Origin of the sequence: Brevibacillus laterosporus LMG 15441, assembly GCF_000219535.2 — a bacterium.
Taxonomy (GTDB): Bacteria; Bacillota; Bacilli; order Brevibacillales; family Brevibacillaceae; genus Brevibacillus_B; species Brevibacillus_B halotolerans.
The window spans coordinates 1522501-1540902 of sequence record NZ_CP007806.1 but is presented as its reverse complement, the minus strand read 5'-3'; the positions used below and the strand labels follow the sequence as shown (position 1 = coordinate 1540902).

Below are 18402 nucleotides of genomic sequence, written 5' to 3'. Positions count from 1 at the left end.
ACTGCCCCGGAGTTACAAGAAGTTTTTATTTTATAACACAGTTTCTGAATTAGATTGATAGTTTTTTCTAGTATATTTCTTTTGATACATGTACGTAACAAATGCCACAAATAGCGCCACGACAACCATAAAGAGCAATATAAGATTATCGGTGCTAACAAATTCCCAGCCGTGTCCTTTGCTGATAATTTCTCGTACGGAATGTAGGAAATATGTGAGCGGCAAGGATTTTGCTATGATCGCAATCGCTGTTGGCATAGAAGTAATTGGCCAAGTCCATCCAGATAGCATAAATGATGGTACTGCGATTAGCATAGCTGTTTGTGTCGCTTGTAGCATATTGGAAGAGAAAAACGAGATAGCAAATCCAATAGACACGACTGCTAGATTGAAAATAAATCCGCTAAGGAAAAGTAAGCTCAAGCTTCCATAGTACGTAACAGCAAAAAATTTAAAGATCAGTACATAGGTTAGCAAAAAGTTAAACATGGCAAGGATCATATGAGTCGTTATTTTACTTAACGCAATTTTGACAAACCCATTTCCGTTTAAGGTATCCATCCAAGTTCCTTCTTCTTTTTGGCGAGTTACGCTTAAAGAAACACTCAAGAATGCTACCTGCTGCAAAACAGTTCCGGCCAACCCAAAGATCATAAATGCCAGATAGTTAAAGGTTGGGTTATGCAGAATACGATAGCGATAGTCAATCCCTGTCGCAAAGTTTGTTGCCGCACTGCCCCATTCACCTTTCGCCTCTAACTTTTTTAACGTCACTCCACCAGAGATTGTTTTCACTAGAGAGCTCGCAGCGCGAACAGAGGTATTGGAAACCATCATGTTACTTCCATCAATCAGATTTAAAATCTCTGTTGGCTTACCCAATTTGGCATTGACGGTCAAGCCCTTGGGAATGATAAATCCAACCTGCGCCTCTTCATAGGTCATCAGATGTTGTAACTCTTCTTCTGTTGTAACTACATTTGTTACTGAAAACGTTTGATCATTATCAATCGCTCTAATCAATTCTCTTGTTAATTCCGTTTGGTCCAGGTCTGCTACCACTGTCGGTATTTCCATCACGCGTTTTTCCTGATACAAATATCCAAACATGAGCATATAAACACACGGAACAAGAAACACAATATTACGTATCGTTTTATTCGTATAAATGGATCGCCATTCGTCAGCAACTAATTGCAAAAAGCTATTCACGAGCGCCAGCCCCTTTTAGGTGCCATTCGACAGTAAAGCCAGGGCGTACATCAATATCCTCCACTTGCAATTTCACTTGGAATGCTCGCAAATCACGGGAGTTTAGCTCCTGTGTTGCTTTCTTCGTTGCAAAATCTGCTGCTGGTGCCACCATTTGTACAGTCGCATTTACTTCCTTATTTAAGCTTGGGACAAACAATGTAGTTTTCTCGCCTACTTTTATGTTGCCAAGCTGGTTTTCATCCACATACATTTTTACAAATTTATCGTTCTCTACTTGAATTGTCATGATAGAAGAGCCTTGTGCTACAAGTTCCCCTTTTTGTGAGGAAATAGATTTTACAATACCGCTAACAGGTGCAATCATTTGTGTATTGCGCAAGTATGCCTCTGCTTCATCCAAAGCACCTTTTGCTTGTTTTACGCCTGCTTCTGCTGATTTTACATCAGATTCGCGCAATCCTACCTGACCAAGCCCAGCAATTGCATTCTGGTATGCTGCATTCGCTTGGTTTACTTGAGCTGTAAGTGCTTCAATCTGTTCTGGTCGAGCACCTTTTTGCGCCATGTTTAATTGCTCTTGTGTTGCCGTATATTCAGCGGAGTATTTTTCAAATTCAGCCTGAGATTCTTCCCATTTAATTTTTGGAATAGCCCCTTCTTTTAATAAATCCTCCATGCGTTTCATGTTCGTCTGAGCCAAGTTGCGAGCTGTTTTGGTTGCCTGAAGCTTTCCTTTTAGCTGCGCAATCTCTTCTGGACGAGCCCCGTTTTTGTTGGCTTGTAAATTAGCTTGAGCTGCTTGCAAAGCTGCCTGAGCCTGCTTTACCGTAGCATCGCTTGATCCGCTGGTAACGGAAACTCCTTTTTTAGCCTGCTCCAATTTCGCTTGAGCTAATTGGTACGCTGCTGCTGCCTGATCGCGTTTTGCTGCAATCTCAGCGCTTCCCAGCACAGCTAAGAGTTGACCTTCAACTACTTTGTCGCCCTCTTTAACATCAATCTTGTCAATGGTTCCTGGAACCTTGAAGGCTAAATCTACTTCGGTTCCTTCTACAACAGCAGTTACTTGTTTCGCGGAACCTCCGGCATAACTATTTTTTTCAGAAAAAAGTAAGTATCCACCTAAAAGTACGATAGCTGCTAAGAATCCAACCAAACCAACCATCATCTTTTTATTCTCTCTCATAACCTTCCACTCCAATTCGCAATTTAAGCGAGTCCCAGAGCTCCTTTAAATAAAATGAGTAATGTATCTCTGGTCTCTAGCGTATAAACTGGCTCATTGCGGAACATCTTGCGAAGAACCACAAATCCAATACTCCCAAACAAAGCGGATACCACTGTCTGCGTTTCCATATCGCTTTTTATAAAGCCTTGTTCCTGCATGTTTGCCAGGTATTTCTCCATTAAAGAAAAATAATTGCCTAATAATGTTCGAACCATATTATCCCGTGTTATATCTCCTGAGGAGAAACTTAACAGCAATAAACAAAACTCACTGTTATCCGAAAAGAAGCGCAAATGCTCATCTAGTACGTGTAAAAGACGTTCCTGTGGCGTTAAGCTGCTATCTTCCGTCGCCCCTTTGACGGACTCCATCAGCATTTCCACTCCCTTTTGATTTACATAATAGAATAACTCCTCCTTTGTCTTAAAGTGATAATACAACGTACCCTTAGCTACCTGGGCAAATTCTGCAATCGTATCCATCGTTGTATCCGTGTACCCATATTGGGCAAAAGCTTGCAGGGCACTTTCATAAATTAAATCCTTCTTTTTACTCATTAATATGTACCCCCATATAAACTGACCAGTCAGTACAGAGATTAGTGTACTCTGCTTTTTGATGACCGTCAAGGTATTTTTGGAAAAAAGTGATTACTCATTCATATTTCATTGGTGTGATCTTCGTTATGTACTCTATTTACATTATTGATACCCGTAATCTTACTGCTTCAAACGATTGCAGCCTAAGACAGATTATCCATCCCCTAGCAACTTGTTCTAGTCGTAGCCAATTGTTTTTATGAAAGTAAAAAAGCCGATGAACAAGTCATCGGCTTCCCATGTAAGCAATATGGCGGAGGGAGAGGGATTCGAACCCCCGTGACGTTGCCGCCTAACGGTTTTCAAGACCGCCCCGTTATGACCACTTCGGTATCCCTCCATATAATAGCTGATAATCATTATGTATGAAATAATTTCGTCCTGCGAAATACATCAGCAAGGATTATTATACTAGAGTATATGTAAAAAGACAAGTATTTTTTTATTATTTTTTTCTAAAATGATTGCAACGTTTGTATCCGTTCACTAGATTGTGTATGATAGACTAAATACGTAATTTGGTAAGTTCCTACATAATCCTTATGGTTCTTACCCTTTCATGAAGGAGTGACTTTGTAGCAATGGACCAACTCATTACATTTGCTAAGGATTATTGGGTAATTCTTATCCTAGTCTTATTGGCAGTGTTTGTGCTTAATTTTTTTCTAAAAGCCTTGTACAAAATTGTTTTATTTAGTCTGGTCGTCGGGGCTATTCTGGTCTTTGGTTTCAATTATACACCAACTGAAGTGGTGAACATAGGACGTCAGGTGGTAAATGGTGTCGATGAAGTGTTCACATCTACTGTAAGACCTTTAATTGATTCTGAAATTAAGGACGCCACTTACAATTTCCGTGAAGATGGAAGCTATGAAATCAAGACGACGAATATCCGTATTGAGGGGAAAAAGGGCGATCCGAAAGCCACTGTCTACTATAAGAATTTTAATTTCTCCATTAATATTAAAGATCTAGGTGAATTAGCTCAGCAACACATCCAGAAGGCTGCTGATGGTAAATCAACACCGTAACACCAATATATTCGTCTATTAACTTTACTTGCTAAGTAAGAATCCCGGTTCACGCCTGCTAAGGCTACGAGCCGGGATTTTTCATTAGGTATGTTTATATCCATTTTGTGTAGTGATTTACAATGTACTCTTGCTATTAGACACATCCACTATATAAGCATACAAAAAAACCGAGGAACCTCTCAGCTCATCGGTTTGCTATTCTTTATGTATGGCGGAGGGAGAGGGATTCGAACCCCCGTGACGTTGCCGCCTAACGGTTTTCAAGACCGCCCCGTTATGACCACTTCGGTATCCCTCCGCGTTGCTACATAAAAAATATAGCATATAAAAAATCAAATAGCAACACCTTTTTAAAAAAATTTATGGGTTTAATAGTTTTTCTTTTCAATCAGCTAGCTCACACCACTCGATGAGAGTCAGTGCAAATAACTCAGCACACGCAAAAATATCATCGAGGACGATATACTCATCGGGATAATGTGCAACTTGGGTTACCCCTGGTCCTATAATGATAGAAGGAGTATCGGCCAGCTTCGTTAATAGACCTCCATCAGTCCCCCATGGCGATGCTTCTATGATCGCTGCCTCTCCAAAAACAGACGGATATAGCTCCTGCAATCGTGCAAGCAATGGATGATCCATTGCTACCTCTCCTGGCACCCATCTGGCACCGTACCATTCCAGCTCCACAGGATGATCTACAAACCATTCATCTTCCTCAGTAAGCTTTTGTAACGCAGCCTGCATTTCAATTTTGGCCATCTCCATTTCTTCTCCAGGTGCTACACCCATACGTCCTTCCATTGTAACCAAATCCGAAACAGATGATGGCCATTTTCCCCCTTGTATTACACCTAGATTAATCGGGATCGGTATAGGTAATTTCGCGTATAAAGGGTCTGACATTCGTTGATTTCTCTCTTGCTCTAAGCGCTGAATCTGTCTGATTACGGTCATGCTTTTTTCGATGGCACTAACTCCTTCATAGCGTGTACCTCCATGTGCCGATCTGCCTCGTATGAACAAGCGGAACCACATGGAGCCTTGTTGCTTGGGAAAAATTTTCAGGTTTGTTGGCTCAGGTATTAAAGCAGCGTCGGCTTTATACCCACGTAAAATGGTGGATAAGGTCCCAGCCCCACCGCTTTCTTCTTCTACAACACTTTGAAAGATAACATCGCCCTTCAAACGTACACCAAGCTGTTGGAGGGTTTGAATAGCTAAGAGAGACGCGAGATTGCCACCTTTCATGTCCGTTACCCCGCGGCCATACAATTTTCCATCCACAATTTCTCCACTAAACGGCTCCTGTGTCCATTGTTTTCGCTCACCTTCTGGCACAACATCAACATGGCCATTGAGAATAAGAGAACGTCCTCCTCCCGTACCCTTCCATACCCCTACTACGTTCGGACTACCTGAAAATTCAGTACGTGGCGAAACAAAATAGGCATGTTTCTCCAACTTTTCAAGCTCGTCACCTGTCATCTCCCACACATCGACTTCAAGTCCCATCTCTACCAAGTGATTGGCTATTTTCTGCTGAATCCCCGCTTCCTGCCCTTGTACGCTAGCCTCACGCACCCATTCCTGCAACAAGCCTATGGCACCCGCTCGACCCTTCTGTAGCTGTTCACGAATTCGCTCCTGCCATGTTAGTGTCTGGCTTACGCTCATGGTAGTCTCCCCCTTAGATAAAAGTGGTTACTTCTCCGCTAAATAACAGCTCTGCTTCTGTCGAACCAATCACATCTGCTACGGTGTATGGATGCATAACCTCCAATAAATGCAATCCATCCGTTTTTACCTCCATCACTGCCATATCAGTGATTATCATATCAGCACTTCCTTTTGCGGTCAGAGGTAGCTTACACTCACGGACAATCTTGGAGCGGCCATTTTTGTCCAAATGTGTAGTAAGGACTAGAACCTTCTTTGCCTTTTGTGCTAATTCCATCGCACCGCCCATCCCAGGAACCCGTTTTCCAGGAACAATCCAATTGGCAATATCACCACGCTGACTTACCTCTAACACCCCAAGAATCGTCATATCTAGCAACCCTCTGCGAATGACCGCAAAAGCAGTGGCACTATCAAAAAAGGAAGCGCCGGGCATCAAAGTAACAGGAAAGCCTCCCGCGTTGCACAAATTCGGATTTTCTTCTCCTTTCTGGGGAGTGGGACCTGTACCTACAATGCCATTTTCAGCATGAAACAAAACATATTTTTCTTCTGGTATAAAATCTGCTACAAGCGTAGGGATCCCGATCCCTAGATTAATCAGCATACCGCTTTTTACCTCCAAAGCAGCACGCCTAGCAATTCGTTCCCGATAACTCTCCGTCGTACCTTCTTTTGTTACTTCTCCCATGCCCATCGCCAATTCACCCCTTCACTTTGCACAATATAGGTTACAAACACGCCCGGTGTCACGATTTCTTCAGGATCAAGCTCTCCAATCTCAACAATTTCTTCTGCTTCCACGATCGTGATATCTCCAGCCATGGCCACCAAGGGGTTAAAATTACGCGCACTTGTATCAAAAACAAGATTGCCAAATCGATCTGCCTTTTTAGCAGATACGATAGCCACTTGGGCAGTTAGCGGTGTCTCAATTAAAAATGTTTTTCCATCCACTATCACCTGCTGCTTCCCTTCTTCCGCAATTGTACCGATCCCGATGTCAGATAAAATTCCTCCTAGACCTACTCCGCCTGCTCGAACTCTTTCTGCCAAAATGCCTTGTGGACAAAATTCCACCTCCAGCTCCCCTGCCGTCATTTGGGCACCAGCATTCGGATTAGAGCCAATGTGAGAAGCAATGACCTTCTTTACTCGGCGCTGTGTAATTAATCGTCCGACTCCAATATCAGGAAAAGCTGTATCGTTACTAATCAGTGTTATTCCTTTGATTTGTTTTTCCAATAGTCCCTGTATTAAGGTAGGAGGGTTACCGACCCCACCGAAGCCACCAACCATCAATGTCATCCCATCATGAAAATGCTCCAATGCTTCTTCTAATGAAATCTCTTTATTCCAGGTCGATTGTGATATCATATGCGCTCCTCCTTTCTACCAAATTCCCTCTTTCGTGAACTCTGCTTGAGCTTCCTGTAAAGTCTGACGCAGTAAATGGATCAATTCATCAATTTCATGCTGTTCAATGATAAGCGGAGGCGAAATAATGACCGCATCGCCTGCTATTCCATCTAAACCTCCAATAGCTGGGTAAATCATCAATCCTTTAGCAAACGCTCTCTGGATAATTCGATTGGTTACTTGATGTGAGAGTGCGAATGGCTCTTTCGTCAGCTTGTTCTTTACAAATTCTAGTCCACACAGTAATCCTTTCCCACGTGCCTCTCCAACAATGTCAAATTCCTGCTCTATTTGTTTTAAGTGTTGTAATAAATACTTTCCATTCTGTTCAGCTTTTTGCACTAGCTGATGTTGTTGCATGTAACGTATCACAGACACACAGATCGCTGCTGATTGAGGGTTAGCGCTGTAGGTATGACCTGCCATGATAGAGCCAGAGCCATCTGCAATCGTCTGCATGATAGAATCACTCACCATAGTGGCTGCCATCGGTGTATATCCTGAACTCATTCCTTTCCCCAACGTCATTACATCAGGCGTTACCTGCCAATGATCAATTCCAAAGTTTTTACCAGTACGCCCCACACCTGTCATAACTTCGTCGGCTATAAATAAAATGTGATGCTTCGTACAAATTTCACGGATACGAGCAAAATAGCCGTCTGGGGGTACTACAGCACCTCCAGAAGCGCCAATAATTGGCTCTGCGATAAAGGCCGCAACATTTTCCGCTCCTGTTCTGATAATGGCTGCTTCTAACTCATTCGCAGCCTGACGTGCATATGCATCACTATCAAGTCCCTGCTGATTTCGATAGGGATAGGGTGCCGATATACAGGGGTAATCTGCCAATAACGGTACGAAACGCTTGCGTCTTAGCACATGTCCTGACATGGATAAAGCCCCCATCGTAATTCCGTGATAGCTCATCCAGCGTGATAAAATCCGATTTTTGGTCATGCGTCCTTGTTCTTGCCAGTACTGAATTGCAATTTTTTGAGCTGTCTCCGTTGCCTCTGATCCACTGTTGACAAAAAAGCTCCAATTCACATTACCAGGTGCCCAAGAAGCCAGAATATCCGCTAACTCCTCTACTGCTTCACTACTGAAGTGTGAGCGATAAGCAAAGGATACCTTTTCAGCTTGCTGTCTCATAGCATCGACCACTTCATCCATCGCATGCCCGATACTCACAGTTACAGCCCCTGAACAAGCATCCATATAACGTTTTCCACTCTCTTCATATAAATAAATTCCTTTTCCGTGAGAAATTCGTGGATATTGTTTGCCACATTCAGGTTTAATTACATAGCTTTTTCGTTCGGTTTTGCTATCCATGCCCTTCGCTCCTTCCGTTTTCACTGCCACTTTATTACTCATCGTATCGAATCTAGAACCTCCTGACATTCTACTTCCTGGCAAAAAAACGCTGGATAAAAAACAGAATTTTTTGTACATTTTGTATAATGCTAGTTTATGTAAAGAGTAGAGGTTTTCAAAGTAATAGAGAGGTGGGGAAGCCCATGTCTATAACGATCCGTGAAGCCATGCAGTTACCTGATATGGTGCAAACCAGATTGGTAGCAGGGGAATCTGGATTACATCATCCAATTCAATGGGTCACAATCGTAGAAATTGTAGAGGATTTGGAGCGTTTACAAGCAGGGGAATTTCTTATTACCACTGGTTTTGGTTTGGAGATGAACACGGATAAATACGATCAGTTCATACCTTCACTGGCAGCTCGAGGATTGAGTGGAGTTGCGATTCATACCGGATTTTATTTACGTGAAATTCCAGCGCTTTTTGTTCAACAAGCGAATCAGTTTGGACTCCCTTTAATTGAGATTCCCACAGAGCTTAATTTCTCTACCATCACAAAAGCCATTCTTCAGCCGATTGTGAATCGTCAATTTGAGTTGATTCGCTATTCAGAACAAATTCATCAGCGATTGTTAAATGTAGCTTTGCTAGGCGAGGGTCTTTCTGCCATTGCAGACGAATTATCCGCCGTTACCCAAGGAGAAGTGATTATAACAGACGTACTTGGCTATGAATTAGTTCGTACGTGCCCACAGGCATGTCGGCCTGCTACTGTTGACATGCTCTCACCGGAAGATTCCCGTCAAGTCCGCTCTGATCAAAGCTGTGAATCCATCTCCTCTATCGAATTAACCCATCCAATCGAAGCCGCTCGTTTTACCTTTGGCGCTATCACCTTACGCAAACAGCAAACATGCCGGCAGGAATGGGATATGATCGCTTTGCAGCATGCCTCAACATTGGCTGCCTTAGCTTGCAGTAAGGACAGAGAGATAGCCCAAGCAGAATGGCGTCTGAAAGGTGATTTTTTAGATGAGTTACTAAGCGGAACCTTTGAACATAATGCAGAATCGGAGGCACGCAGCCGTATGTTAGGCTACCCTCTACATCATCATGCCCGTCACCTTGTTGTTGCGCTAGCCATACCCGCTACTCCTTCTGCAAAGGAATATAATTTTGCCATGCTACAAAAGCTACCCACCTTATTAAAGCGGGTAGCAGAGGTTTATCAGCCTACTTATCTCAGTAAGGAACGGGCAACCGAAATCTTATTACTAATGCCTGAGGATAAGGCTAGTGAAGTTTTTATTCAAAAAATGGCAAAAAAGTGGCTTGATTTGTATCCTCAGCATCCGTTGGCAATCGGGATTAGCAGCCCCCGTGCTTCCTTCGATACCTTGTCAATAGCCGTTCAAGAAGCGATCTATGCCATGAAATGCCAGTCAGCTCTCCTCCCAGCACTCCAAATACAGTCTGTATCGCATTTTGACCGACTAGCCGGCTATCAGTTCCTGTTTCCCTATCACGCGCAGCCTGAGGCCTTACAGGAGCTCTGGAAGCCACTCTTAGCCACATTGCTTTACTATGATCAGAAGCATGGACAACAATTGTTAGAGACTATCCAAGTTTATTTTGAAGAGTGTCTGAATGGGCAAAAAACATCACAACGTCTATTTATTCACCGGCACACGCTTAAATACCGTTTACAGCAGATCGAGCAAAAAACCGCTGGATCACTTCAAGACGCATCTCACCGTTGGCAGTTACAGCTAGCCATCATGGCTTATCATTTACAACAAATTTTCTACCCAGACATGTCGGGCATTCCCTAGAGTAAGCTTACGGAGCTATCAGTCCCATACAGCTTTCAACGGCTTAACCCAGATATTCATATCTTCAAAGCCGGTTGAAATCACACAATTGTTAATTAGCCTGCCAGTATATCGATAGCCCATTTTAGCGGCTGTCACATTCATCGCAGCGGAATGGGCACGTGTAAGTGTATATAGATAGGAAATACCTATTTCTTGCATATGTTGCTCCAAAGCTACAAACAGGTGCTGAAGCAATCCCTTTCCTAACCATTTAGGGTGTGTGGCACAATCCGTCATTTCTGCTGATCCCCAATTCGGAGTCACTTCAGCAGAAGCAGCGCAAACAATCTGGCCCCCTGCTTCTACAACAGCGTAATAGGTGTCTGCTTGTATCGTAGTTCGCACATACTCGGGATCATGCATGGGGGTTGGATAGGTCTCAAAAACAACTTGATACAGCTTAGCCAGTTCTTCTGCATCTTCAAGCTTAGCCCAGCGGACACGACAATCGTCTGGTAGCTCCTTGCATACACTATTGGTTGCTTGTTTGGCCAAGCTTATTTGTAGAATTTCGTCTGCAAGTGGCTCATTTTTAGGCGTTCCTCGCTCTGATGTAACAAAATAACGAAGCATGTGCGCATTCTGACCATTCATACAGCCTTCTAGAATCCCTTCACGTACAAATCCATGTTTCTCCCAGGCTGACAAATCCTCATGTCGGGCATAGACAATTAGCTTAGTCATACCCAATTTGTCAGCCTGTTGTTTGCAAGACTTTGCAATCTCGTCAATTTGATCAGAGTCGTACTCCATTACCTTGATACGTTGGTTATGTATATCCACAATTATTTGTGAAAGATTTTCAATCGGTTCCATCGTCATTTCTTTACACCTCATTGCGTTATTTCTTACTATTATAAAACCCCTTGCATTGCTAGTCATTCGACAAGTTGTCCAAAGTACCTCTTTGACACAATTCTCTTCTTTCATATCTAAACCATAGCCTTTGCGCATAGGTATCAAGAAGAGACAGGAAAAAAGGAGGATTCCACCCATGCATACCCTTATTTATGCTCACAGGGGTGCCTCTGGCATGTATCCCGAAAATACATTTCCAGCTTTTCATGCTGCCTATCTACAAGGCTCTAACGGTATGGAAATCGACGTTCAAGTAACAGCCGATGAACAGCTTATTGTCATGCACGATACCAATGTAGAGCATACAACTGACGGGGTGGGCGAAGTACGGCATCTCACCTATGAACAGATCTATCGTCTAAATGCGGCAGCCAAAAGCAGAAAATATTATCCCCCTACAAAGGTTCCAGAGCTATCAGATGTCTTATTGTTCGTCAAAACAACTGGGCTTCGACTTATCATTGAACTAAAGAACTTTATCGTCCCTCAGCCTCAATTGGAAGAGCATGTAATTCGTCTCATCCATGATCTTCGTTTACATAAACAGGTGGTTATTTCCTCTTTTAATTATCACAGTCTGTTGCATGTTAAGGAGCTAGACCCACAAATTCGCACCGGTATGCTTTATTTCGGACAACTACATAAACCCTGGGAGATTGCCAAACAATTTCGTGCTGACGAACTCCATGCCCCCGAGGAACAGGTAAATAAAGCACTACTGCAAGCTGCTCGTCAGCACCATTTATCACTGCTTGCATGGACAGTGAACACTCCGGAACGCATGCAGGAGCTCTTTTCATTACAAATTGATGGCATAATTACAAATTATCCTAATGTAGCACGAAAATATTTGAATAAGAAGTAAAAGGATTGTTTACAAGCCCTACAGGATATTTCTATACTAAAGAAGAGATCAGGATATAAGGGGGTTATTGCATGTTCATTACCGACTGTCTATCACCACTACATTCTCTCACAGTGGTAAAGCCAACCGACACCATTGCCCATGCTCTGGAGGAAATGAAAAAGGGAAAATTGCTTAGCATGCCTGTGATTAATGAAGATGGTACTTATTTTGGAACGCTGAGCAAACGCAGTTTGTTTGAAAAATTCGAACAAGATCATGCGGACAAAACTTTTACAGAATTCACTCAACTTCCTCTTGCCGATGGTGTTGATCAGAATTTAAAGCCACTTACGACTGAACATCTTTATGAAGACGCCCTCCCTATTATTGTGCGTTATCCATTTGTACCGATTGTAGACGAGAATAATCGTTTTCTTGGTATCATTAAACGTAAAGATATGGAGCTAGTATTAGAATCTGTTTTTGGGATGGGTGTGAAAGGGACTAGAATAACCCTAACCCGTTTCGAAGGAAAAGGTGTGCTACGAGAAATCTCTAGTATTTTGACCGAACACAAGTCAAATGTGATCTCCTGTGTATCCTTTGATTCTAAACACTCTGGTGTCAGACGTATTTTAGTTAAGTTTAAAACGGAAGATAATCTGATTGATATTATTCAGGAACTGGAGAATCATGGCTTTGCTGTCACCTCTGTTCATGAAAGCTAACTCCCCAGCATGTAGTAAGAAGCAAGAATTTATAATAAAAAAAGGAACGCTAATTGCTTGCGTTCCTTTTTTACATTCCGATTCGATTATTTTCCAAGGTCCAGAGGTGGTACCCAATTTGGATCAAAGAACTTTCCTTGCCATGTATTACGACGTTTCATCTCTGCCTCAATGCCATTGAGCACTTCCCATTTTTTACGACTCCACATCGGCCCAATCAAAATATCAGGAGGCCCATCACCAGTAATACGATGCACAATCATTTCTGGTGGTAGAATTTCCAGAGTGTCGACAACTAATTTCGTATACTCCTCTTGTGTCAAGAATTCCAATAAACCAGCATTGTACTGCTTCACCATTGGCGTTTTCTTTAACAGATGTAGTAAATGTATTTTAATACCTTGTACGTCCAAATGAGCAGCGGCCTGCGCAGTCATCATCATATCTTCGGCAGTCTCTCCAGGTAATCCATAAATAATGTGGGAGCAGACACGAATGTTATGTTTACGAAGCTTCTCTAGTCCATCAAGATAGCATTGATAATCATGGGCACGATTAATCAGTAGCTGTGTACGTTCATGTACTGTTTGCAACCCCAATTCTACCCATAGATAGGTACGTTCATTTAATTCTGCTAAGTACTCTACTACATCATCTTCTAAACAGTCAGGTCTGGTTGCTATAGAAAGACCCACAACATCATCTTGCCGTAAAATCGTTTCGTACATATCGCGAAGCTCTTCTACAGGCGCATAGGTATTGCTAAATGCTTGAAAAAAACCTAAATACTTCGCTGTAGGCCATTTTTCATGCATACGATCCTTAACATCATGAAACTGCTTCTCTAACGTCATACGACGATCGCCTGCAAAGTCCCCCGATCCGCGTGCACTACAAAATGTACAGCCACCTACTGCAACATTGCCATCTCGATTGGGGCAGGAAAATCCTCCATCTAGCGGTACCTTAAATACCTTGTGTTGAAACATACTACGCAAATGATAGTTCCATGTATGATAACGCTTATCACCCCATAGCAGAGGCTGACAGCTCTTTTGTATATCCTCCGTTGACATCTTTATACTCCCTTCTGTCCCATGCATTTCTACAGTATACCAGTTTCTGTAGAGCTTTTTAATAGTGAAAAATATTACACCACACATTTTTGCACATCTCATGCTTCCGTCAATTGTTGCTTTTATATCAACATCAATAACATTTCGAAGTTTTTTTACTAGAAAAAAAGAACCGCAGTTCTTTCCCGCGGTTCATCATCATTATATTTCCCACTTTATTACGTTTACATTACTGTTGCATTTCTTCTATCTGAATTGCACGTGTATGTGCAGTATGGCTCCACTCTTGATTGTTCTTGGTAAAGAACGCGTAAATAAAGATAGGTAACCATGTCAGGAAGAAAATTGGCAACAGGATGAGTCCCAAATAAGCTTTTAGTGGGACTTTCTCTAAGTACAATGCGAGTACAGGTAACAAATAGAAAATACCTGTTGTCACGTAAATCAACCAATCAGGCAAGAAGCCTGTTGTAGGTAGGAACGTGTTAAAGCTCAACAATCTGGCCATAAACAATACCGACATAAATGTAACAATCAACACATACATGGGTTGAAAGAGGTAAAAAGCTGCGTCAAGCATTCCTAGTCTTCTTGCTTTTAAGCCATTTTTTACAACTGAACCAATGTAACGTCCAGCTACATCATAATGACCTTGCATCCAACGAAGTCTCTGCTTCATTGAAGATTTTAGGTCGATTGGTTTTTCGTCAAAAACCTTTGTTTCATGAGCCCAGCAAGGATAGATGCCACGTTCGATACATCTCGTTGCAAACTCTAAGTCTTCCGTTAAGCTGGTTGCCCCCCAACCCATATCTTTTAACAGCTTACTCTCAATACAAAGTCCTGTACCACCTAATGTGTTTGGCAGCCCTAGGTTATGGCGAGCCAATTGCCACATACGGTTGGTGAACCAGTACGTACAAGCGTACGAAAGAGTAATCCAAGAGTCAAACGGGTTTTTGGAGTCAAGGTAACCTTGGATAACTTGTTGTCCTTTGCATAGACGATCGTTCATGACAGTTAGGAAGTTTTTCTCTACCAAGTTATCTGCATCAAACATTACGACAGCATCGTACTGCTTTTCTCGTGACCATAAATTTTCTAGCATCCACTCAATACCGTAGCCCTTGCCACGCTTTGAAGTGTCAAATCGTTCGCAAGCATAGGCGCCATGCTTCCGAACAATCTCCGCGGTGTTATCTGTACAATTGTCACAGATAACAAAAATGTCGTACATCTCACGCGGATAGTCCATTTTTTTCAAATTCTCGATCAATGGTGCAACAACCGCTGATTCATTGTGTGCAGCTATCAATACAGCAAATGTTTTCTCTGGCTTGTGGGTCACAGGCTTTTTCTTATGAAGTAAAATGCCTCCCCCTACTGAAATTGCTGTTTGATAGATGCTGACTAACCCCATTGTGGTGGTAAAACCGATGAAAAGCCCCTCAATTATATCTTTTAAGTCAACCATCTTTTCTTCTCCTCGACCTGGTATGCTTATATGCATACAGGTAGTGTTATATCTCCTTCAAACCCTATTTGCGAGTTTACACGATTCACAACTAGCCTGCAATCGTTCAAAAGTGGGAAAAATCAATGTTTACTTCTCTCTATATCTATTTGTTGCTTAATATGACGCAAAAGCTCAGTGATTCGCTTCATCTTGCAAGCAGTTTTTGAGAAACACTTGTCCCTATCACGTTTCCCTCTTCATCCTACTCTTATTCTGCAACCTCAAAATTTACTACAGAAAAAAAAGCCTGCTATAAAAAGGTCTACCCTTTTCAAATAGGCTTGAATCCAGAAGATGCAAAAATCTGGCCTCTATAACTAAAGGTCAGCCGATATTCCTAGTAAAATTTCTATAGTGATGTTTTTTTATCCCAGGGACAAAAGAACTAATTGACATTAGATGTAATCATTTACCTATTCTCTGTCTCTTATAAAAAATCCTATTTCATCAGCAAATATTTTTTGTATAAAATGACAAAATATGAACTTTCGTGGAATATTTTTAATAAATTTCTCACTTCTTACTTTTCTTTACAACTATAAAAACAAATAAAAACTCAGCGATACGAACCCTTTGGCCGAGCAGAGTCTTATGTGATTTCCTTTTTTGAAGGTTGACATTCAATTTTTACAAATACATAAAAATGGCGTCTCAGGAGAGACTCGAACTCCCGACCGACCGCTTAGAAGGCGGTTGCTCTATCCAGCTGAGCTACTGAGACGCATTTTGGAGGGAGTACCCGGATTTGAACCGGGGAATAAAGGTTTTGCAGACCTGTGCCTTACCACTTGGCTATACTCCCTTATGAAATTAAAAAGGGGCGATCGATGGGAATCGAACCCACGAGTGTCGGAGCCACAATCCGATGCGTTAACCACTTCGCCACGACCGCCATTATGTAAGTAAAAGTTGGCAGGGGCAGTAGGAATCGAACCCACACCAAAAGTTTTGGAGACTTTTGTTCTACCACTAAACTATGCCCCTATGGTAGCGGCGGAGGGGATCGAACCCCCGACCTTTCGGGTATGAACCGAACGCTCTAGCCAGCTGAGCTACACCGCCAAAAAACGATATAAAACAATATGGCGGAGAGTGAGGGATTCGAACCCTCGCTACGCTTACGCATACTAACGGTTTAGCAAACCGTCCCCTTCGGCCTCTTGGGTAACTCTCCGTATAATAACTCCTCAGAATAAATCTATATGATTCAATCTACTACATTATTCTTATTTAATATACCTAAGGAATAATTATACCAAACACATACCTTTATTCCCTGAAAACTGAATAATGAAAGTTAGCATAAGGCAATGTGGATAAGTCCTCGACCGATTAGTATTCGTCAGCTCCATGCATTACTGCACTTCCACACCGAACCTATCAACCTCATCGTCTATAAGGGGTCTTACTAGCTTGCGCTATGGGAAGTCTCATCTTGAAGGGGGCTTCACGCTTAGATGCTTTCAGCGCTTATCCCGTCCGCACATAGCTACCCAGCTGTGCCACTGGCGTGACAACTGGTGCACCAGAGGTGCGTCCATCCCGGTCCTCTCGTACTAAGGACAGCTCTCCTCAAACTTCCTACGCCCGCGACAGATAGGGACCGAACTGTCTCACGACGTTCTGAACCCAGCTCGCGTACCGCTTTAATGGGCGAACAGCCCAACCCTTGGGACCTACTTCAGCCCCAGGATGCGATGAGCCGACATCGAGGTGCCAAACCTCCCCGTCGATGTGGACTCTTGGGGGAGATAAGCCTGTTATCCCCAGGGTAGCTTTTATCCGTTGAGCGATGGCCCTTCCATGCGGAACCACCGGATCACTAAGCCCGACTTTCGTCCCTGCTCGACTTGTAGGTCTCGCAGTCAAGCTCCCTTGTGCCTTTACACTCTACGAATGATTTCCGACCATTCTGAGGGAACCTTTGGGCGCCTCCGTTACTCTTTAGGAGGCGACCGCCCCAGTCAAACTGCCCACCTGGCATGGTCCTTCCACCCGATAAGGGCGGCAAGTTAGAAACTCCGTACATCAAGGGTGGTATCCCAACGACAGCTCCACGAAGGCTGGCGCCCTCGCTTCACAGCTTCCCACCTATTCTGTACATGATGCACAAAGTTTCAATACCAGGCTACAGTAAAGCTCCATGGGGTCTTTCCGTCTTGTCGCGGGTAACCTGCATCTTCACAGGTATTATGATTTCACCGGGTCTCTTGCCGAGACAGCGCCCAAGTCGTTACGCCTTTCGTGCGGGTCGGAACTTACCCGACAAGGAATTTCGCTACCTTAGGACCGTTATAGTTACGGCCGCCGTTTACTGGGGCTTCGGTTCAAAGCTTCGCTTGCGCTAACTCATCCCCTTAACCTTCCAGCACCGGGCAGGCGTCAGCCCCTATACTTCGCCTTGCGGCTTCGCAGAGACCTGTGTTTTTGCTAAACAGTCGCTTGGGCCTTTTCACTGCGGCCTCCTCGGGCTATAAACCCTACCGAGGCGCCCCTTCTCCCGAAGTTACGGGGCCATTTTGCCGAGTTCCTTAGCAAGAGTTATCCCGCGCACCTTAGGATTCTCTCCTCGCCTACCTGTGTCGGTTTGCGGTACGGGCACCTTGTTCCTCACTAGACGCTTTTCTTGGCAGTGTGAAATCAGGGACTTCGGTACTTAAATTTCCCTCGCCATCACAGCTTGTGCTTATTGGTGTGCGGATTTGCCTACACACCACACTTACTGCTTAGACGGCCATCCAATAGGCCGCTCACCCTATCCTCCTGCGTCACGCCATTGCTCAAGCGGAACAGAGGTGGTACTGGAATATCAACCAGTTGTCCATCGCCTACGCCTTTCGGCCTCAGCTTAGGTCCCGACTAACCCTGGGAGGACGAGCCTTCCCCAGGAAACCTTAGGCTTTCGGTGGACAAGATTCTCACTTGTCTTTTCGCTACTTACACCGGCATTCTCACTTCCAAGCGCTCCACCGCTCCTCACGATACGGCTTCACTGCTGCTTGGAA

Annotated in this window: 14 protein-coding genes, 8 tRNA genes and 1 rRNA gene (1 of these 23 only partly in view); 4 read left to right on the top strand and 19 right to left on the bottom strand. The window is 43.4% G+C overall.

Annotation, left to right across the window (positions count from 1 at the left end; all coding sequences use genetic code 11):
• Positions 1-30 precede the first annotated feature (30 nt).
• The 4 genes from BRLA_RS07160 to BRLA_RS07145 all read right to left on the bottom strand — a co-directional run bounded on the left by BRLA_RS07160 (position 31) and on the right by BRLA_RS07145 (position 3382).
• Positions 31-1212 (bottom strand): ABC transporter permease, encoded by a 1182-nt coding sequence (locus BRLA_RS07160; RefSeq protein ID WP_003338153.1) that lies wholly within the window; start codon positions 1210-1212, stop codon positions 31-33.
• Positions 1205-2401, bottom strand: a complete 1197-nt coding sequence (locus tag BRLA_RS07155) for an HlyD family secretion protein (RefSeq protein WP_003338154.1) — start codon at positions 2399-2401, stop codon at positions 1205-1207. Before BRLA_RS07155 ends, BRLA_RS07160 begins: the two co-directional genes overlap by 8 nt.
• Before the next feature lie 23 nt (positions 2402-2424).
• Entirely contained in the window at positions 2425-3000 is a 576-nt protein-coding gene (locus BRLA_RS07150) for a TetR/AcrR family transcriptional regulator (RefSeq protein ID WP_003338155.1), read from the bottom strand.
• A gap of 293 nt (positions 3001-3293) precedes the next feature.
• A tRNA-Ser gene (locus BRLA_RS07145) sits at positions 3294-3382 on the bottom strand.
• 241 nt (positions 3383-3623) lie between these two features.
• Here BRLA_RS07145 and BRLA_RS07140 point away from each other — a divergent pair.
• Complete coding sequence (locus tag BRLA_RS07140; protein ID WP_003338157.1) at positions 3624-4073, top strand: hypothetical protein; 450 nt, start codon at positions 3624-3626, stop codon at positions 4071-4073.
• Between the two features lie 212 nt (positions 4074-4285).
• Here BRLA_RS07140 and BRLA_RS07135 read toward each other — a convergent pair.
• The 5 genes from BRLA_RS07135 to BRLA_RS07115 form a co-directional block, all read right to left on the bottom strand.
• Positions 4286-4374, bottom strand: a tRNA-Ser gene (locus BRLA_RS07135).
• An 86-nt stretch (positions 4375-4460) separates the two neighbouring features.
• Positions 4461-5753: a peptidase gene (locus BRLA_RS07130; protein ID WP_003338158.1), complete on the bottom strand. Its 1293-nt coding sequence runs from the start codon at positions 5751-5753 to the stop codon at positions 4461-4463.
• A 13-nt stretch (positions 5754-5766) separates the two neighbouring features.
• Positions 5767-6453, bottom strand: coding sequence for a 3-oxoacid CoA-transferase subunit B (locus tag BRLA_RS07125; protein WP_003338159.1), 687 nt, complete (start codon positions 6451-6453; stop codon positions 5767-5769).
• A complete protein-coding gene (locus tag BRLA_RS07120; RefSeq protein WP_003338160.1) occupies positions 6435-7133 on the bottom strand; it encodes a 3-oxoacid CoA-transferase subunit A in 699 nt (232 codons plus the stop codon). The genes BRLA_RS07125 and BRLA_RS07120 overlap by 19 nt, the downstream gene beginning before the upstream one ends.
• Before the next feature lie 15 nt (positions 7134-7148).
• Complete coding sequence (locus BRLA_RS07115) at positions 7149-8513, bottom strand: aspartate aminotransferase family protein (RefSeq protein WP_041752509.1); 1365 nt, start codon at positions 8511-8513, stop codon at positions 7149-7151.
• A gap of 185 nt (positions 8514-8698) precedes the next feature.
• On the opposite strand from BRLA_RS07115, the gene BRLA_RS07110 reads away from it, so the two are divergent.
• Positions 8699-10330: a PucR family transcriptional regulator gene (locus BRLA_RS07110; RefSeq protein ID WP_003338162.1), complete on the top strand. Its 1632-nt coding sequence runs from the start codon at positions 8699-8701 to the stop codon at positions 10328-10330.
• A gap of 18 nt (positions 10331-10348) precedes the next feature.
• Here BRLA_RS07110 and ablB read toward each other — a convergent pair whose 3' ends face one another.
• Entirely contained in the window at positions 10349-11194 is an 846-nt protein-coding gene (gene ablB / locus BRLA_RS07105) for a putative beta-lysine N-acetyltransferase (RefSeq protein ID WP_081870801.1), read from the bottom strand.
• 172 nt (positions 11195-11366) lie between these two features.
• Between ablB and BRLA_RS07100 the strand changes: the two genes are divergently transcribed.
• Both BRLA_RS07100 and BRLA_RS07095 read left to right on the top strand, forming a co-directional pair.
• A complete protein-coding gene (locus BRLA_RS07100) occupies positions 11367-12095 on the top strand; it encodes a glycerophosphodiester phosphodiesterase (RefSeq protein ID WP_003338164.1) in 729 nt (242 codons plus the stop codon).
• A gap of 71 nt (positions 12096-12166) precedes the next feature.
• Complete coding sequence (locus BRLA_RS07095) at positions 12167-12805, top strand: CBS domain-containing protein (RefSeq protein ID WP_003338166.1); 639 nt, start codon at positions 12167-12169, stop codon at positions 12803-12805.
• Between the two features lie 86 nt (positions 12806-12891).
• Here BRLA_RS07095 and BRLA_RS07090 read toward each other — a convergent pair whose 3' ends face one another.
• The 9 genes from BRLA_RS07090 to BRLA_RS07050 form a co-directional block, all read right to left on the bottom strand.
• The gene (locus BRLA_RS07090; RefSeq protein WP_003338167.1) at positions 12892-13881 is read right to left on the bottom strand and encodes a tRNA modification radical SAM protein MnmL/YtqA; all 990 of its coding nucleotides are present in this window, start codon (positions 13879-13881) and stop codon (positions 12892-12894) included.
• A 229-nt stretch (positions 13882-14110) separates the two neighbouring features.
• Positions 14111-15355 (bottom strand): glycosyltransferase family 2 protein, encoded by a 1245-nt coding sequence (locus tag BRLA_RS07085; protein ID WP_003338168.1) that lies wholly within the window; start codon positions 15353-15355, stop codon positions 14111-14113.
• Between the two features lie 686 nt (positions 15356-16041).
• Positions 16042-16118: transfer RNA gene (locus BRLA_RS07080), tRNA-Arg, on the bottom strand.
• 6 nt (positions 16119-16124) lie between these two features.
• Positions 16125-16199 (bottom strand) — tRNA-Cys (locus BRLA_RS07075).
• A gap of 17 nt (positions 16200-16216) precedes the next feature.
• Positions 16217-16289: transfer RNA gene (locus BRLA_RS07070), tRNA-His, on the bottom strand.
• Between the two features lie 18 nt (positions 16290-16307).
• Positions 16308-16381, bottom strand: a tRNA-Trp gene (locus tag BRLA_RS07065).
• Between the two features lies 1 nt (position 16382).
• Positions 16383-16459: transfer RNA gene (locus BRLA_RS07060), tRNA-Met, on the bottom strand.
• A gap of 21 nt (positions 16460-16480) precedes the next feature.
• A tRNA-Ser gene (locus tag BRLA_RS07055) sits at positions 16481-16571 on the bottom strand.
• A 138-nt stretch (positions 16572-16709) separates the two neighbouring features.
• A 23S ribosomal RNA gene (locus tag BRLA_RS07050) occupies positions 16710-18402 on the bottom strand; it runs 1237 nt beyond the window's last position.

What these genes read in the sequence shown, in the direction of transcription:
- BRLA_RS07155 (WP_003338154.1), bottom strand. Translation starts at nt 2,401, where the DNA reads ATGAGAGAGAATAAAAAGATGATGGTTGGTTTGGTTGGATTCTTAGCA.
- BRLA_RS07150 (WP_003338155.1), bottom strand. Translation starts at nt 3,000, where the DNA reads ATGAGTAAAAAGAAGGATTTAATTTATGAAAGTGCCCTGCAAGCTTTT.
- BRLA_RS07140 (WP_003338157.1), top strand. Translation starts at nt 3,624, where the DNA reads ATGGACCAACTCATTACATTTGCTAAGGATTATTGGGTAATTCTTATC.
- BRLA_RS07130 (WP_003338158.1), bottom strand. Translation starts at nt 5,753, where the DNA reads ATGAGCGTAAGCCAGACACTAACATGGCAGGAGCGAATTCGTGAACAG.
- BRLA_RS07125 (WP_003338159.1), bottom strand. Translation starts at nt 6,453, where the DNA reads ATGGGCATGGGAGAAGTAACAAAAGAAGGTACGACGGAGAGTTATCGG.
- BRLA_RS07120 (WP_003338160.1), bottom strand. Translation starts at nt 7,133, where the DNA reads ATGATATCACAATCGACCTGGAATAAAGAGATTTCATTAGAAGAAGCA.
- BRLA_RS07115 (WP_041752509.1), bottom strand. Translation starts at nt 8,513, where the DNA reads ATGGATAGCAAAACCGAACGAAAAAGCTATGTAATTAAACCTGAATGT.
- BRLA_RS07110 (WP_003338162.1), top strand. Translation starts at nt 8,699, where the DNA reads ATGTCTATAACGATCCGTGAAGCCATGCAGTTACCTGATATGGTGCAA.
- ablB (WP_081870801.1), bottom strand. Translation starts at nt 11,194, where the DNA reads ATGACGATGGAACCGATTGAAAATCTTTCACAAATAATTGTGGATATA.
- BRLA_RS07100 (WP_003338164.1), top strand. Translation starts at nt 11,367, where the DNA reads ATGCATACCCTTATTTATGCTCACAGGGGTGCCTCTGGCATGTATCCC.
- BRLA_RS07095 (WP_003338166.1), top strand. Translation starts at nt 12,167, where the DNA reads ATGTTCATTACCGACTGTCTATCACCACTACATTCTCTCACAGTGGTA.
- BRLA_RS07090 (WP_003338167.1), bottom strand. Translation starts at nt 13,881, where the DNA reads ATGTCAACGGAGGATATACAAAAGAGCTGTCAGCCTCTGCTATGGGGT.
- BRLA_RS07085 (WP_003338168.1), bottom strand. Translation starts at nt 15,355, where the DNA reads ATGGTTGACTTAAAAGATATAATTGAGGGGCTTTTCATCGGTTTTACC.